The sequence below is a fragment of the Chitinophaga sp. genome (assembly GCF_035564935.1).
In the GTDB taxonomy this organism is placed as follows: Bacteria; Bacteroidota; Bacteroidia; order Chitinophagales; family Chitinophagaceae; genus Chitinophaga.
Map to the genome: position 1 here is coordinate 1 of NZ_DATMTE010001013.1, position 17201 is coordinate 17201.

13 protein-coding genes and 1 pseudogene are annotated in these 17201 nt (G+C 47.1%); 5 read left to right on the forward strand and 9 right to left on the reverse strand.

Annotated elements, in window-relative coordinates; all coding sequences use genetic code 11:
* The 3 genes and pseudogenes from VN105_RS26245 to VN105_RS26255 all read right to left on the reverse strand — a co-directional run.
* Nucleotides 1-400: pseudogene (locus VN105_RS26245) on the reverse strand (hypothetical protein); the annotation flags it as partial.
* A gap of 210 nt (nt 401-610) precedes the next feature.
* Nucleotides 611-1438: a helix-turn-helix domain-containing protein gene (locus VN105_RS26250; protein WP_325645829.1), complete on the reverse strand. Its 828-nt coding sequence runs from the start codon at nt 1436-1438 to the stop codon at nt 611-613.
* Between the two features lie 12 nt (nt 1439-1450).
* A complete protein-coding gene (locus tag VN105_RS26255; protein ID WP_325645831.1) occupies nt 1451-2113 on the reverse strand; it encodes an RNA methyltransferase in 663 nt (220 codons plus the stop codon).
* A gap of 51 nt (nt 2114-2164) precedes the next feature.
* Here VN105_RS26255 and VN105_RS26260 point away from each other — a divergent pair, with 51 nt between their 5' ends.
* Both VN105_RS26260 and VN105_RS26265 read left to right on the forward strand, forming a co-directional pair.
* Complete coding sequence (locus tag VN105_RS26260; RefSeq protein ID WP_325645833.1) at nt 2165-4867, forward strand: AsmA-like C-terminal region-containing protein; 2703 nt, start codon at nt 2165-2167, stop codon at nt 4865-4867.
* Nucleotides 4868-5080: 213 nt separating this feature from the next.
* Nucleotides 5081-5464, forward strand: coding sequence for an SdpI family protein (locus tag VN105_RS26265; protein WP_325645835.1), 384 nt, complete (start codon nt 5081-5083; stop codon nt 5462-5464).
* Nucleotides 5465-5530: 66 nt separating this feature from the next.
* Here VN105_RS26265 and VN105_RS26270 read toward each other — a convergent pair whose 3' ends face one another.
* The 5 genes from VN105_RS26270 to VN105_RS26290 form a co-directional block, all read right to left on the reverse strand.
* On the reverse strand, nt 5531-8713 hold the full coding sequence (locus VN105_RS26270; protein WP_325645837.1) for a multidrug efflux RND transporter permease subunit: 3183 nt from the start codon (nt 8711-8713) through the stop codon (nt 5531-5533).
* A gap of 29 nt (nt 8714-8742) precedes the next feature.
* On the reverse strand, nt 8743-9867 hold the full coding sequence (locus tag VN105_RS26275; protein ID WP_325645839.1) for an efflux RND transporter periplasmic adaptor subunit: 1125 nt from the start codon (nt 9865-9867) through the stop codon (nt 8743-8745).
* A gap of 27 nt (nt 9868-9894) precedes the next feature.
* Complete coding sequence (locus VN105_RS26280; RefSeq protein ID WP_325645841.1) at nt 9895-11229, reverse strand: TolC family protein; 1335 nt, start codon at nt 11227-11229, stop codon at nt 9895-9897.
* Nucleotides 11230-11632: 403 nt separating this feature from the next.
* Nucleotides 11633-12532 (reverse strand): lipoyl synthase, encoded by a 900-nt coding sequence (gene lipA / locus VN105_RS26285; RefSeq protein ID WP_079468971.1) that lies wholly within the window; start codon nt 12530-12532, stop codon nt 11633-11635.
* 36 nt (nt 12533-12568) lie between these two features.
* Nucleotides 12569-13396 (reverse strand): hypothetical protein, encoded by an 828-nt coding sequence (locus VN105_RS26290; RefSeq protein ID WP_325645844.1) that lies wholly within the window; start codon nt 13394-13396, stop codon nt 12569-12571.
* A 166-nt stretch (nt 13397-13562) separates the two neighbouring features.
* Here VN105_RS26290 and VN105_RS26295 point away from each other — a divergent pair, with 166 nt between their 5' ends.
* Complete coding sequence (locus tag VN105_RS26295; protein ID WP_325645846.1) at nt 13563-13970, forward strand: OsmC family protein; 408 nt, start codon at nt 13563-13565, stop codon at nt 13968-13970.
* A gap of 218 nt (nt 13971-14188) precedes the next feature.
* Here VN105_RS26295 and sppA read toward each other — a convergent pair whose 3' ends face one another.
* Nucleotides 14189-15940: a signal peptide peptidase SppA gene (sppA, locus tag VN105_RS26300; protein WP_325645848.1), complete on the reverse strand. Its 1752-nt coding sequence runs from the start codon at nt 15938-15940 to the stop codon at nt 14189-14191.
* 86 nt (nt 15941-16026) lie between these two features.
* On the opposite strand from sppA, the gene folK reads away from it, so the two are divergent.
* Both folK and VN105_RS26310 read left to right on the forward strand, forming a co-directional pair.
* Nucleotides 16027-16518, forward strand: coding sequence for a 2-amino-4-hydroxy-6-hydroxymethyldihydropteridine diphosphokinase (folK, locus tag VN105_RS26305; RefSeq protein ID WP_325645850.1), 492 nt, complete (start codon nt 16027-16029; stop codon nt 16516-16518).
* A gap of 17 nt (nt 16519-16535) precedes the next feature.
* On the forward strand, nt 16536-17165 hold the full coding sequence (locus tag VN105_RS26310; protein WP_325645852.1) for a deoxynucleoside kinase: 630 nt from the start codon (nt 16536-16538) through the stop codon (nt 17163-17165).
* The last annotated feature ends 36 nt before the right edge of the window (nt 17166-17201 follow it).

Below are 17201 nucleotides of genomic sequence, written 5' to 3' on the forward strand. Positions count from 1 at the left end.
CTCTCTTTCCAATATAACAATTGGCGCTATAGTACCATTTATACTTCTTCGGATACTTCTCCAATTGATGGGTTGGGTTCCTGGCTAATAGAAGTATCACAAGTTTATTCTGATCAGGGCTGTAAAGGATGGAATCAATGATAAGCTTTGTTTCATTATTAAAATTTCCAAAAAAAGATAATTCACTGGAGGAAATCCCATCATACAAATCCCTCAACAATCTTGTACTATCTGTTAAATAAGTCTCTCTGCTAACCGCAACCCGACTTATAAATTCCGCAGGAGTAGAGCTTTCCGTCTTTTTCCATAGATCGGCCTTATAGATAAATTTAAAGTAGTAAACGGTTAACCCTGAAAAGTAAATCAATGCAATGATGATCAGTGATGTAAATCGTTCCATAGTAGGCTATAGGTATAATTTAACTCAATATTAAAATAATAAAGTAACGAAAACAACTACTATGATATAAAACAAATTATCCATCGGTGTTCCGAAATCCGCTATCCTCACGAAACAATACCCGGCCACTAAAAGCCGGAAACATCGACGCCTCTTCTATCAAACTGGACGCCAATAATATAACAAGTCTTTTGCTAGAACAACCCCGTTTTAATACCTCTTCCCCGGCTTCGTAGTACAAAACTCCTTGCCCGCTATCTGTTTAATAAATGTTTCGGGAGAAGTTCCCAGGTAGTATTGAAAATCTTTGATCAGGTGACTCTGATCGTGATACCCGAAATCGTGGATAAGATCAAACCAATCGATAGAAGCAGCCGTGTTATTTTCTATACTGCTGATCACCTGTTTAAAGCGGAGAAACCGCAACATTTCCTTGGGTGAATACCCTACATATTTTTTGAACCGCAGTTGCACGGTACGTTCAGATAATTCCGCATCCGCTGCAATGGCTTTAGCCGGCTGTATCAGCGGATCATTAAAATAATCTGCACCGTTAAGCAGGGGCTCCGCTCCTTTTTCTGCAGCATGCGCAGTGGTGGAAATATAATCCTTTAATATGGCTACCCTTTCGACTGAAGAAGTGCATCTTTTCAACACTTCCCACAACTCCTGCATATCATCGGGATAATGCAGTTCTTCTCCATTCAGCTCATCTACCGGCACCTGGTACAACCGGTAAAAGCCATCCAGGTTAAATACCACGACCAACAGGTTTGCCCCCGGCAGCAACTCGTAGTTCAACATCTTCCTTAAAGGACCTAAAACAGCCACTTTCTCTACCTGCATACTACCCAATGGCGCAGCCGCAACAGAAAACCTTACAGGCGCGCCAAAATTGAACAGCAACATCATTTCGTAGTTGGGAGAGAGATGCGCAACAGTAGTTGCAGCATCTCCACCGGATTGTATCACATAAAAATGCTTCACAATGTCCGACAACGGTGGTTCAACCCCGAAAAGTGTTCCTTCAAATGCCATAATAAGAAACGGTTAATTTTCTGCTTCCAGGTCTTCCGCCCTGAAGCCCCATTCGCTTAACAGGGATTGGTATTGCTCATCGGGCAGGCTTTGCTGCTTATAATGCCCCGCAATGGTTTTCTGGCGCATGGCTTCATAAATACTTACTGCGCAGGCGACCGAAATATTTAACGAACGGATAATACCCATCTGCGGAATGATAAAATTGCCATCCGCCATTGTCCTGGCGGCATCGCTCACGCCATTCTGCTCATTCCCGAATACCAGTGCCACGGAGCCGCTGAAGTCAATGTCATAAAGACTTACCGCATCTGCAGCAAGGTGAGTGGTCAGTATTTTATCGTATCGCTTACGCAGTGCGGCAAAACAATCTGCGGCGTTATCAAAATCATGTATCGTGAGCCATTGCCTGGCGCTGCTGCTGCTCCTGTGGCCCCAGTTCTTTCTCCGCGGCGCTTTTGAAGTGATAATATAAATATCCTGTATACCCACAGCATCGCAGGTACGCATCACCGCCGACACATTATGAGGGTCCTGTACATCCTCCAGCACTACAGTTAAATTAGCCTGCCGCCTGCCCAATACAGATAATAGTTTTTCTCTTCTTTCCGGTGTCATACGCTGAATATTGCCGCAAAAATACGAAATAGTGCAGAGATGGTCCTGCATCCTCATTTTCTCCTTTATACATTATGCTTATCTTCACCCCTAAAATAAAAATAACCTATGATCAAAAAGATCCTGAAAATTGTGGGTATCGCAATTGTGGTCTTGATACTGGCCGCTATTGCCATTCCTTATTTCTTTAAAGACAAGATAATAGCGAAAGTAAAAACGGAACTGAATAAACAACTGACCGCTAAAGTGGATTTTAAAGATGTGGATATCAGCTTATTCCGTCATTTTCCGCGGCTGGCGGTGGGCCTGGAAGAATTGCAGGTGATTGGTACCGGCGAATTTGCCGCCGATACCCTCCTTTCCGTAAAACAGATAGATGTAGCCCTTAACCTGATGAGTGTGATTAAGGGAGATAAAATGGACATCTATAACATTTCCCTCTTACAGCCACGCATACACGCTATTGTAAATAAAGACGGCGCTGCCAACTGGAATATCACCAAACCGGATACGGCAGCGGTAAGCCCGGCAGATACCGGTAAGAGTACCTTTGCCCTCAGCCTGCAGCAATATAAAATTGAAGACGCCTGGGTAAGCTACAACGACCGGCAGGGCAACATGGAATTACTGGTTACAGGCCTGAACCATCAGGGTAAAGGCGATTTTACACAAGATCAGTTCCTGCTGCAAACCAATACCACTGCCTCCGGCGTTACTTTCCGGTATGGCCTTATTCCCTATTTATCACAGGTAAAAACCTCCCTGGACGCGGCCATCCAGGTGGATAATAACAGTAACACCTATACGTTTAAAGATGGCAAAGCATCACTCAACAACCTGGAACTGGCCCTGCAAGGCTTCTTTAAGCTGGTGAACGACTCTACCTATGGTATGGACATGAGTTTCAAAGCGCCCTCTACTAACTTTAAAGACCTGCTGTCTTTAATACCCACTGTATATAAAACTGATTTTGATAAGATAAAAACCAGTGGTACCGCCGCTTTTGGAGGATTTGTAAAAGGTACTTACTCCCCCGTGCAGATGCCCGCATTCGGACTGGATCTCTCCGTGAAAGACGGCTTCTTCCAATACCCCGATCTTCCCAAACCGGTAAAAAATATCCAGATCGCTATGAAGATCAGCAATCCTGATGGCGTACCGGATCATACGGTAATAGATATGCCTACCGGTCACCTGGAAATGGATAACACCCCGCTGGACCTGCGGATGCTCGTGAAAACACCGGTATCCGACCTCTATGTGGACGCCGCCGCCAAAGGCAAACTGGATCTTTCTAAAATCACCCAGTTTGTAAAACTGGAACCCGGCACTAATTTATCGGGCCTGCTGGATGCAGACATCAGCGCCAAAGGCAATATGAGCGCCATCGAGAAGCAACAGTACGACCGCTTCTATGCCGCCGGCACCCTGCAATTGAGCAACATGCTTTATAAAAGCAAAGACTATCCCGATGGCGTAAAAGTAAATAACCTCTTCCTGCAGTTCAATCCTAAAAACGTAACGGTAAAAGATCTCAACGGGCAATACCTCGGCACCAACTTCGAAGCCAACGGGGAAGTAAATAACCTGCTCGCCTATACGTTTAAAAATGAGCCGCTGGATGGACAAATGAATTTCAAAGCAGATGAAATAAATCTCGATAAATGGATGGGTACCACCAGTACCGCCTCTTCTGATCCGGCTGCTGCAAAAAAAGATTCGGCTGCCGCCGTTCCCTTTGCGGTACCGGCCAATCTTAACCTGGGTTTACAGGCCAATGTGAATAAGATCCATTACGATAAAGCCGATCTTACCAATGTTTCGGGTAAACTGCTGGTGAAAGATGAAACCGTAACCATGCAACAGCTGAAAGCCAATGCCCTGCAGGGTACTATGGAAATCAACGGCAGCTACAGCACCAAAGCCAGCAAAGTAAATCCTGATATCAACCTGGCTTATGACGTGCAAAACCTGGATGTACAGCAAACATTCAACACTTTTAACACGGTACAGAAATTAATGCCGATCGGCAAATTCCTTTCCGGTAAAATTACTTCGCAGTTAACCATGCATGGCAAATTGGGGAAAGATATGTCGCCCGACCTGAGTACACTTACCGGAGATGGTAACCTGCTGCTTGTACAAGGATTTCTGAAACAGTTTGCCCCTGTTGACCAGCTGGCCAACTCCCTGAATATTTCGCAGCTGAAAGATCTCTCGCTGCGTGATATCAAAAACTATTTCTCTTTTGAAAACGGCCGTGTAAAAGTAAACCCGTTCAAGGTAACGGTGAACGGTATACGAATGGATATTGCCGGTTCACACGGGTTTGACCAGTCGCTCGACTATACGCTGCAACTGGCGCTGCCACGCAGTTTGATGGGCACTGCCGGTAACACACTGGTAAATAACCTGGCATCGCAGGCACAAAGCAAAGGCATTCCCGTTCAGTTGGGCGACAGCGTTCACCTGCAGGTATTAATGGCCGGTAACATGCTTAAGCCAAGTGTAAAAACAGACCTGCGTGAAACTGCCAACAACCTGAAATCGCAGGCAACAGAGCTGGTAAAGAACAAGATCGATACCGTAAAAAATACGGTAAAGGACAGTCTTAACCAGATTAAAAATACAGCTGTCAATTCCCTGAAAAACGAACTGAAAAATCAGCTCAGCGGAAAGAAGGACTCCTCACAACCGGCAACCGGCAAGCCACTGGAAAATGTAGGCAAACAAGCCGGTGAATCCGTGAAGAACACCCTGAACGGCCTGTTCGGCAAGAAAAAACCTGCTGCGGATAGCACGAAGCATTAACGCGGATGTTGTCTTGGAACACTGATTTTGATGATTTCGCTGATTTCATTGATGTTTTTTTAAGCGATTTAAAATAAGGGAGATAAAAGCGAATATGTCCGCTATTATCTCCCTTCTTATTTAAAATCAGGGTAATCAGCGAAATCATCATAATCCTGAGTCAGACAAATTCCGCTTTTTTTGCGTAACTTATGGTAACCAAAACCCCGGACCATGTGGCTACGCTTCTTTCACTCCACTTACTGCAACGCGGCTATTTTTGCGGGCATCCTGTTCTATCTCATGGGTTATTTTATACATCGTTTCCCACCTAAAAGCATTAAATCGTGGTATGGTTACCGCAGCGTGTTGTCTACCAAAACACCTGAAATGTGGCGCTCTGCCAATGAATATGCCGCCTATATTTCACGGCGTGTAGGCGTGGTATTGATACTTACCGGCGTGGCCTGCGCCCTCATTTTTGAAAGCCAGTCGGATTGGTTCTGGTATATTACCGTGGGGGCGGTGGTGGCAGGTACCATGTACCTGGTAGGCGATACCGAGTGGGAATTGACCCGGCATTTTGATAAGGACGGTAAACGTATTCTTCCCGAATAAAAGCAAAGAAGGCGCTGCTTTCGCAACGCCTTCCCGTGTATGTACAATTATAAACCCTGCTGATTATTACAGTCTGCCCTGCACATCGTGCTCTGGCACAGCCTGGTAACTCTCTTTCATTTTACGGAGCTTTTCCTTACCATAAGCCAAACGGGTGATCACCACGTACAGCACTGGTACAATGAAGATGGCGAGGAACGTTGCGGTGAACATACCGCCCAATACCGTCCAACCCATTGTTTTACGTGCTTCCGCACCTGCACCGGAAGAAAATACCAGCGGCAGGATACCGAGCAGGAAGGCCATTGATGTCATGATGATGGGGCGTAAACGCAGCTTCGCTGCTTCCACGGCTGCCGTTACCACATCCATGCCCCTGTCCACACGCTCTTTCGCAAACTCCACGATGAGGATCGCATTCTTGGCCGACAAACCTATCAGTGTGATCAACCCGATCTGTGCATATACGTTGTTGCTCAGCTTAGGCAGGAAGGTGAGCACCGTAATGGCCCCAAAGGCGCCGATAGGCACCGCCAGGAGCACGGAGAACGGTACAGACCAGCTTTCGTATAAAGCTGCCAGGAAGAGGAACACAAAGATGATAGACAAGGCAAAGATGTACACGGTTTTGGATCCGGACAGCAGCTCTTCACGGCTCAAACCGGAGAACTCATAACCATATCCTTCCGGCAGCGTTTGCGCAGCTACTTCTTTCAGTGCATTGATAGCATCGCCACTACTGTATCCCGGAGCCGGGTTACCGTTTACTTCCGCAGAACGGAACAGGTTGTAGTGGGAGATCACCGGCGCACTTTCTATCACCTTGTAAGAAGTGAGGGAACTTAACGGCACCATAGACCCCGCGGCGTTGCGGACAAACAGCTGGCTCAGGTTTTTGATATCCCCACGGTAAGTGGAATCCGCCTGCGTTACCACGCGGAAGTTACGGCCATAAATAGTGAAGTCGTTGATATAAGCGCTACCCATGTATGTTTGCAATGCAGTAGCAATATCAGAGATCTTCACACCCATTTTCTTTGCCTTTTCACGATCAATGTCCAGCTGGTAGCCAGGTGTACGTGCGGTAAAGAAAGAGAAGGCCTTGGCTATTTCCGGGCGTTTGTTGGCGGCGGCCAGGAAGTTCTGCAACACGCCTTCAAATGCCTTTACTTCGCCGGCGCCTTTCTGTTCCAGTACAAAGGAGAACCCTGCTGTAGAACCCAGACCCGGAATGGCCGGCGGCGGAATTACCACTACATTGGCTTCTTTGTATTTCGACAGTTTCTTCTGCAGCGTGGCAACAAGCCCGAAAACCTGCAGGGAGTCCGGCTTACGTTCGTCCCATGGTTTCAGCTGGCAGAAGATAGTAGCACTGTTTGATTTGGTAGCAAAGTTTACCACGTTCAATCCCCCGAGTGCTGCATAGTGGGCAATACCTTCTGTATTATCAAGGTCTTTCATCATTTGCTGCATTACCGCTAAGGTGCGCTCTGTAGAAGAAGATTCAGGCAAATCAAACGTAATGTAGATACGGCCTTCATCTTCCGTAGGTATAAACCCGGTAGGCTTGCCCTTGAACAACATCATGGTACCTACGAAAATGCAGATCAGGATCACCAGCACAAAGCGGAAGTAGCGGATACTTTTTTTCACCCCTATTGAGTAGCGGGAAGTAGTATGGCCAAACCAGCGGTTGAATTTAAAGAAGAACTTGTTCAGCCCTTTCGAATCTTTGTCCAGGTGCATGGGCTTCAGCAGAAGGATACACAATGCCGGTGTTAACGACAACGCCACAAATGCGGAGATCATTACAGAAATGGCAATGGTGATCGCAAACTGCTGGTACAAACGGCCTACGATACCGGGTATAAATCCTACCGGTACAAACACCGCTGCGAGGATCAGTGCAATCGCAATTACCGGCCCGGATATTTCCTTCATGGCCATTGCGGTAGCATCTCTCGGCGACATCTTCTCGTGGTCTATATTATGCTGCACCGCTTCCACCACCACAATGGCATCATCCACCACAATACCAATGGCCAGTACGAAACCGAACAGGGTAAGCGTATTGATGGTAAATCCAAGTGGAATAAAGAAGATGAACGTAGCGATAATGGACACGGGGATAGCCAGTACCGGGATCAGCGTAGCGCGCCAGCTCTGCAGGAACAGGAATACCACGATCACCACCAGGATAAGCGCTTCCACAATGGTATGCACCACCTCTTCTATAGATACTTTTACTACAGAAATGGATTCAAACGGCACCACGTATTGCACATCGCTGGGGAATTGCTTCTTCAGCTCTTCCATGGCTGCCGTTACGTTTTTGGCAGTTTCAATGGCATTACTTCCTGGCGCCTGGTACACCAGCAGGTAGGCGGCGCGTTTACCATCAACGAAGTTGTTACCGGAGTAGTTAAATTTACCTAACTGCACACGGGCCACATCTTTCAGGTATACCAGTGATCCGTCTGAAGGGCGGGTTTTAACAATGATATTTCCAAATTCTTCAGGAGTAGATAAACGTCCTTTTGTGAAGATATTATACTCAAATGTTTGCCCGGCTTGTTGTGGCGGGGCGCCTACGGAACCTGCAGTGATCTGCGCATTCTGCTCTGCGAGCGCTGCACGGATGTCATCGGCGGTTACGCCCATTTCCGCGAGCTTATCGGGTTTCAGCCAGATACGCATACTGAAATCATCCGCACGGGTGAAGATATCACCCACTCCTTTTGCTCTCAGCAATGCATCTTTTACGTATACGTTAGTGTAGTTATCCAGGAACGTAATATCGTGTGTGCCTTTAGGTGAGTACAATGCCACCAGCATGAGGATGCTGGGGTTACGCTTTCTAACGGTGAGCCCTAAACGCTGTACTTCCTGTGGCAGGGTAGGCTGCGCAATTCCCACACGGTTCTGTACATCCAGCGCGGCAATGTTGATGTCGGTACCTACTTCAAAGTTTACCGTCATACTCATTTGTCCACTGCTGGTGTTGTTGGTGTTGATATAGGTCATGCCCGGCGTACCATTCACCTGCACTTCCACGGGTGTGGCCACGGTTTGTTCTACCGTTTGTGCATCCGCCCCGGTATAGGTACCAGTTACCTGTACAGTAGGGGGCGAAATTTCAGGGTACTGGCCAATGGCCAGGTTCATCATCGCCAGTATGCCTACCAGTACCAGTACTATAGATATTACTATAGCCGTTACGGGTCGTTTTATAAAAGTATCTGCAATCATGATCTTCTGCTGTTGATTCTACTGATAAACTATTTCTTCGCAGGCGCGCCTGTTGGAGCGGCTGGTATTCCTATCTGTATTTTGCCTCCGTCGCGTAAGCGCTGGAAGCCTTCTGTGATCACCTTATCACCGGCCTGGATACCATCCATGATCACGATCCTGTCGCCGATCTTTGGCCCCAGGTGTACTTTCTGCTGGGCAGCTACAGAATCTTTTGCAACAAACACAAAGTATTCACCCATCTGCTCGGTGAGCGCCTTATAAGGGATGATCAGTCTTTCGCCGGACTGCTCATTCAGCACGCGCAATACACAGCTCATACCGTCTTTCAGCCTGTCGTCCGGATTATTAAACTCGATACGCACCCGGATAGTACCGGTCTGGTTATCCACCCCGCGGTCAATGGCGAGGATCTTTCCGGCGTGCATGAATGCGGTGCCATCGGATAACTGCAGGCGGAAAGTAGAGTCGCTGGCTTTACCACCCTGCATACCGGCAAAGCGGGAGATCTCATTTTCTGTTATCACGAAATCAACTCCTATCGGGTTTTCGCTGGAGATAGTATTCAGCAGGGTGGTACCGGGGCTCACCTGTGCGCCGAGCTTTACCTGTGAGATACCGATACGGCCGGTAAACGGCGCTTTGATCAGGGAATAGTCCAGGTCTGTACGAACAGCAGCAAGACTGGCTTCTGCGGCGGCCAGCTGGCTGCGGGAAGTTTCCAGGGTTGCTTTCGCGTTGTCCAGTATCTGGCGGGCTACCGCATCCTGGTCGGCCAGGCGCTGGTAACGGTCGTCATCTTTCTTTGCTCTGTCGAAGCTCGCTTTTGCACTGGCTACGTTAGCCTGTGCCTGCAAATAAGCCGCTTCATATTTACGGCGGTCTATTTCATACAGGGGCTTTCCTTTCTGCACCACTTCACCTTCTTTAAAAAAGATCCCGGTGATAAACCCTGCTACCTGGGAACGCAGTTCCACCTGGTTGAGCGCTACTACCGTGGCGGGATATTTATCGTAATAAACGGCCGGTGCTACGGATGCCTCCGTAATATTTACCGGTGTAGGGGGCATAGCGGGCGCTCCCTGCTGGGCGGGACCTTTACAGGCAGTAAAGCCCAGGATACTGGCAGCGCTGATTAAGACAATGTTGTTCATTTTTTTCATATCCGTTCCGGTTACCATTTAATAATTAGCTGTTAAGGTTCCTAATGCTTTTTGCAGGTCTATCCGGCTGGATAGTACCTGGTACATGGAATTATAAAAATTCAGTTGCGCAGAGCGCAGTTCTGTTTCAGAGATCAGTACATCGAGATAGGTTTTGATCCCTTCCTTATACTGCAGTTGTAACATATCATATACATCCTGTGCCATCTGCACATTTTCTTTCAATGTGAGATAGTCGTTATAATTACTTTTATAAGTGGCCATTGCCTGTGCATACTGTGAATTGATCTGGCTTCTTAAAGCGGCAAAATCCCACTGGGTACGCTGCAGCTGCAATTCCGCCATACGGATGTTATGCACTCTTTTTCCTCCCTGGAAAATGGGTAAGGATAATTTTAACCCAAGTAAAGAGTTCGGATAATTTTCACTGTACAACTTACCGAACTGCTCATTCTGATAAGCAAAGGAATAATTGATAAATGCAGATACCGTAGGCAGGTAACTCCATTTGTTATACTTCAGGTTGGCCTGCTGCAGGCTTTGATTCGTTTCCAGTAACTGGTATTCGATACGGTTTTTGTAATCTGCGGTAAGCAGGGTATCGGCGCCGGTCACCTGTGAAGCAACGGCAGCAGAATCTTCCGACAATGGTACATCTCCGCTATTCAAGGGGTATCCCATCAGTTGCTTTAGGTAAGCCTGTTTGGCGGTAAGCAGTTCACGCGCCGACTTTTGTTGTGCACGGGCGTTGTTCAGCGAAATAGTAGCGCGTTTGACATCAGTTTTATCTACCACACCGCTGGCGTACTGGTTATTCGCATCTTTCAGGCTTCTTTCCAGGCGGGTAATGTCTTCACTCAGTACCTTGATCTGTTCTGTGGTAAGAAGCACATCGTAATAAGCCTTGCTCACATCCGCCACCAGGTCTATCTGGTTGCGCGCGGTAGTTTGCCGGCTTTGCTTCCGTACATCCCTTGCCGTGTTGGTGGCCAGTAAAAGATCGCGGGTAAAGATGTTCTGGTTCAACCCGAACAACGCGGTAGAAGTATTGGCCACACCTACTTTGGTAGGATTACCTCCAAAAATGGAGGTGGGCAGTTCCAGGTAATGCTGGAGGTTATAATCCAGGTTTACCTGCGGATACCAATCGGCCAGCTTACTCTTTACCGTCCGGTCGGTGATCGCTTCATCAATGAGCGACTGCCTGATAACCGGCTGATGGGCAAGGGCATACCTTACGCATTCCTGCAGGGTAGCGCTGGTTAACAGGGAGTCAGTAGATTGCTGTGCAAATACCTGCGGGGATATAATTAATCCGCATGCCACAGCTAACAAATAAAATGCTCTTTTCATAAAAGGCTTTTGACATTCAGTTCATCATTGTACCAATCGAAAGAAAATAACGTATACATAAAAAGCCTGGCTTTTAATGGCATAGCATTATTGTTCCGTATTTGTTGCAGCGCTATCCGCATTACAACATTTTTAATTGCCGCAAAAACATGTTAAGCTGTAATGATCACAGCAAACAGGTAGGTTGATAAGAAAGTTGCGGATTCAAATTCAGCTGGAACTTTATCGCACGGTTTCCACGGTGGTTCCAGGTATTTGAATACAACGTATAACAGTGAAGTAGGTATACAACAACCAGTCTTGTTGCTTAGGTAAAACGAATTTGGGCGCTAAGATAACGTTATGAAAACAAAAATCCACCCTTCCGGGTGGATTTTAACAAATAAGTGAAAATCAGTCCCGGTCATCCTTTATTACGACCGCTGACAATATGTTTTTCTGCATGATAGGATGATCTTACTAACGGTCCTGACTCTACGTAGTCGAGTCCCATGTTATAACCTATCTCGCGTAATTCTGCAAATTCATCGGGGTGAACGAAGCGCGCTACGGGCAGATGTTTTGGCGTAGGCTGCAGGTACTGGCCCAGCGTTACCACATCACAACCGTTGTCGTACAGGTCTTGCATGGCCTGCACCACTTCTTCTTTTGTTTCACCCAAACCGAGCATGATACCACTCTTGGTACGCATGCCGCCTTCTTTCAAACGACGGATCACTTCCAGGCTGCGGTGGTATTTGGCCTGGATCCTCACCTGTTTGGTTAAGCGCTCTACCGTTTCCAGGTTGTGCGACACAATTTCAGGCGCCACATCAATAATACGCTGGAGGTTTTCCCATTGACCGCGGAAGTCCGGGATGAGCGTTTCCATGGTAGTTTCGGGGTTCAGCGCTCTTACGGCATTGATGGTATTGGCCCAGATGATGGAACCGCCGTCTTTCAGTTCATCCCTGTCTACAGAGGTGATAACGGCATGTTTCACTTTCATCAGGTAGATGGCTTCCGCCACACGTTGTGGTTCATCGAAGTCCACCGCTTCCGGCCTGCCGGTGGCAACGGCGCAAAAGCCGCAGCTACGGGTACAGATATTTCCCAGGATCATAAAAGTAGCGGTACCGGCGCCCCAGCACTCGCCCATATTGGGGCAATTGCCACTTTCGCAGATCGTATGTAATTTATGGGTATCTACCAGGTTTCTAACCTGTTTATAATTCTCGCCTATGGGTAATTTAACGCGCAGCCAATCGGGCTTTTTCACTCTTGTTGTAGCCGGTTCGGCGGCTATTACGGGTAGTTCTTGCATCGCTTATTCCTTTCTTTAGAAGAGCAAAGTTAATACTTATCTCTTATTCCAGCGCTTCCCGAATTGGATGCTGACATATGCATTAAAAAAGAACTGTTTATTATGGTCAACTCCATCTACTATCACCATAATCGGGATCTTTTTAGTGTAATATTCCCCGTTTACCCCTACTTCCAGGGCGCTCACCACTTCATTAAAATGGGCCCAGTCGAACCGCATTCCCAGTTTAGCATGTAACCCGGGTACCACGCTGAGGTTGTTCCATCCTTTTCCGAAACCGCCCGCGCCGTTGATCTGTTCCTTGTGCAGGAAAAGATCCGCCGTTTCAGGGGTATACTTGATATCCACATTTTCCCCGTTTTCATTCTGCACATTCAGGTAATAAGGTTTTACCAGCCCCAGGGATACGCCTCCGTAATAGATAGCATCTACCTCTACCCCGTTTTTATTGGCTTTACCGCCAATGAGGTACCGCTGCCCTACACCCAGTTTGGCCTGGTAAAAATTATTCTGTTTACCGTAAATAAAAGGACGCTGGGTAAAGGCATACCCACTGTTGATCTTTACTTCCTTATTACTCTTCTTCTCTCCAAACTCAAACTGGAAATAATTCACTTTTTTCCTCGTTTTCCGGTATCCCAGTTCCGCAAAACCAGACCATCCGTCGGTATTCAGCCTTGCTCCTGCAGAAAAATCACGCTGAAAAACGTTCTCTCCCTCTTCCTGTTCACGGAAAATGGAGATCTTTTTCAGCTTACGCTGTTCTTTATCACTTTTCTTGGTGTTTTGCTGCCTGGAGGTGGTTTGCGCAAACAAGCCGCCGGATATCATCGCTAAAAACAGGATTAAGTATATTTTTTTCACAGTGGGCAATTATTATAATAAATAAACGCTTGAACAAAGGTATTGTTATGTATATATTACAAACGTAGCTAATTTTTTTTTAGTTTACCAGGTACCTTTACTGCCAGGGATACACTTATAATAAAAATACATTTAATTTTACGGATTGATCATTTAAAAAGATATCATGCAAACAGCATCTATAGTTTATACCGGCCAGTTACGTACCACCGCTACCCACCTGCAATCCGGCACTGTTATCGAAACAGATGCACCTGTTGATAACCGTGGCAGGGGCGAAAAGTTTTCTCCTACCGATCTCGTTGCCACCGCACTGGGCTCCTGTATGCTCAGCATTATGGGCATCAAGGCAATGGATAATAACTGGGCCATTGAAGGCACTAAAGTAAGCGTTCAGAAAATAATGGGTACAGAGCCGCGCCGCATCACCGGTGTCACCATCGTGTTCGACTTCCCGGAAGGCCATGGCCTTGGCGAAAAAGAACGCACCATCCTGGAGAGGGCGGCACATACCTGCCCGGTGGCCATGAGCGTGCACCCTGACATAGTACAGGATGTCACCTTTAATTGGTAGTGCACCGCCTTCGGCGGTTGTCTTGGAACACTGATTTTGATGATTTCGCTGATTACGCTGATTTTATTTTTTTGTGTTATAATAGTTAAGGGAGATAAAAAGCGAATATATCCGCTTATATCTCCCTTAGTTTTATAAATCCAAAAAATAAAATCAGCGTAATCAGCGAAATCATCAAAATCAGTGTTCCAAGACAATTTCCATCGCCGAAGGCGATCCTAGAAGTTATACTTAAAAGGCATTCTCGCCTGGATATCGCCGTGCAACTGCTCTACATCTTTCACCTGCTGGTATATTTCATAGTTGGCGCCCAGCTCTTTCTTCACCATCTGCATACGCACGTTGCCTCCAAAGGTTTTCGCCAGCTTGCTAAGGGGGTTTTTGGCTTCAGGGAACTCTCTTAAACGGTACTCCGACAGTTTGGCCAGCTTTGCTGCACATGCCAGCGCTTCGTTGATGCCGCCAATACGGTCTACCAGGCCCAGCTCTTTAGCCTGTAAACCACTCCATACATGCCCCTGGGCAATGCTGTCCACGATAGCGGGAGCCAGCTTCCGGCCTGCTACCACGCGCGATTTAAAGGATGCATACGTACTGTCTACACTGTTCTGGATAAAACGCTTCTCTGCATCAGTAAGCGGCCGGCCAACGGAACCAAGATCGGCATAGGGGGCAGTTTTAACGCCATCGAAGGTAACGCCTACTTTATTTTTGAAGAAATCCTGCATATTGAACATCACACCGAATACACCGATAGAACCCGTTAAGGTATTGGGTTCCGCGAAAATACTGTCGGCCATGCAGGAAATATAATACCCGCCGGATGCCGCATAATCACCCATGGATACCACCACCGGTTTTACTTTCTTCGCCAGCGAGAGTTCGCGCCAGATTACTTCAGATGCCAGTGCGCTGCCTCCGCCGGAGTTCACGCGGAATACGATAGCCTTTATATTTTTATCTTCACGGGCTTTGCGGATTTCGCGGATGTAGTCGTCGCTTGCAATGGTTTTATCACGTTCCGACTCACCGCCAATAATATCGCCCTCAGCATAGATCAGGGCCAATCGCGCCTCTCCGCTGCCGGAGGAAAGATCGGTTCCACTGTTATATTTTCCGAGGGTCACCAGGTTCACTTTTTCATCCTGTTTGATACCCGTTTTGGTTTTCAGTTCTGCAGTTACTTCATCATCGTATTTCAAGCCGTCTACCAGCTTATATTTCAGTGCATCGCCGGCTTCCTGGATCAGGTTTTCATTGGCGTAGCCGTGTAAAGTAGCCGTGTCAATGTTGCGTGTAGCACCGATGCCCTTCAGGAAGGTGCCATACAGTTCGCCCAGGAACTGGGTGGTTTGAACCCGGTTCGCCTCCGTCATCTGTGTTTCGCGCAGTGGTTCTGTGGCGCTTTTGAATTTTCCACAGTAAAAGATCTCGGGTTTGATTTCCAGTTTATCCAGCGTTCCTTTAAGAAACATGATCTGGCTGGCAAAGCCGGTAAAATCCACTCCGCCTTTAGGGTTCAGGTATACTTTATCTGCCGCGCTGGCCAGGTAATATGCATTCTGGTCCATTACTTCGCCATAGGCATACACAAACTTCCTGGATTTCCGGAAACGGAGAATGGCGTTACGCAATTCCTCCGTGCTGGCAAAGCCATTGGCATTCCCGTTTACTTTGAGGTAAATGCCTTTGATGTTGTCATCACCTGCGGCATTTTCTATTAGTCTTACCACCTGGTACAATCCCGGAGTTTCTGCTGATTCATCATTCATCAGTGCGCCCAATGGATTAACTACTTTCTGCTCGTTGTACGATTGCCCGGTTTCGAGCACGAGTACGCTATTGGGGGAAATTGTTACCTTTTCAGGGGTAATGGCCTTACCTATTATTCCCAGCAATATAAAGAAGCATATTGCCGTAAATGCCACGAATGCAAGGAATGCGGCCAGGAAAACTTTAAAGAAACGCATACTTTTTGGTTAAGATGAAACTGAGATGGAAAGATACATTTTTTCAAAAATAAGGAATATGGCTACTTTTGAGACTTGAAATATACATGAATACAGCAATATTACTTATAGGTGGCAATTTGGGTGATCGTACCGGGAACCTGCAAAAAGCGGTACAACTCATCGCTGAAACAGCCGGGGAGATAGTACAAACCTCCGCCTTATACCAGACCGCTCCCTGGGGAGCCGTGGATCAACCGGATTACCTGAACCAGGGGGTTGAGATCCGCACATCATTGGATGCACTAACGTTATTGCATACACTGTTAGAGATAGAAAGAAAGATAGGCCGCATCCGCCAGGAAAAATGGGGGTCGAGGGTAATTGATATCGACCTGATATTTTTTAACGACAGCATTCATTCCCTGCCGGAGCTGAAGGTGCCGCATCCCCGGATGCATCTCCGGCAATTTGTGCTGGTGCCCCTGATGGAGATCATACCGGGTTATATGCACCCGGTGTTACATAAAACGGTGCAGGAGCTGGCAGCTGCCTGTCCGGATACATTACCGGTAAACCGTTACCAGGATCAGGATTAAATACTAAACATATCTTCATGCGTTATAAATTCATTACGGTAGAGGGAAATATCGGCGCCGGTAAAACCACGCTGGCCAATATGCTCGCTACTCATTTTTCTGCAAAACTGATACTGGAAGAATTTGCAGACAATCCTTTTCTCCCCCTTTTTTATGAACGTCCGCAGCAGTACGCCTTCCCGCTGGAGTTGTTCTTTATGGCGGAGCGGTATAAACAACTGAAGGAAATGCTGCAGTCGCAGGACCTTTTCAGCGATGTGATCATTTCTGATTATCTGTTTATAAAAAGCCTGCTGTTTGCAAAAATTAATTTGCCGGAAGAAGAATACTCCCTTTACCAGAAGCTTTTCGACATCATTAATCCACAGCTGGTACAACCCGAACTGCTTATTTTCCTGAATGCACCCGTCACAAAACTGCAGGAGAATATCCGTCACCGCAACCGTTCCTACGAACAACAGATACCCGACGAATACCTGCTGAATGTGCACGACATGTATATGCAATATATCAAGCAGCATCCTGTACGCACGTTGGTGGTGGATACCACCAAAGTTGATTTCCTCCGGCAACCGGAAGACTTCGGGCACCTGTTACAGGCGCTTGAAAAGGAGTACGAGCCGGGAGTGCATTACCTCAAATTGTGATCACAGCGGATGTTGTCTGACTCAGGATTAAACTGA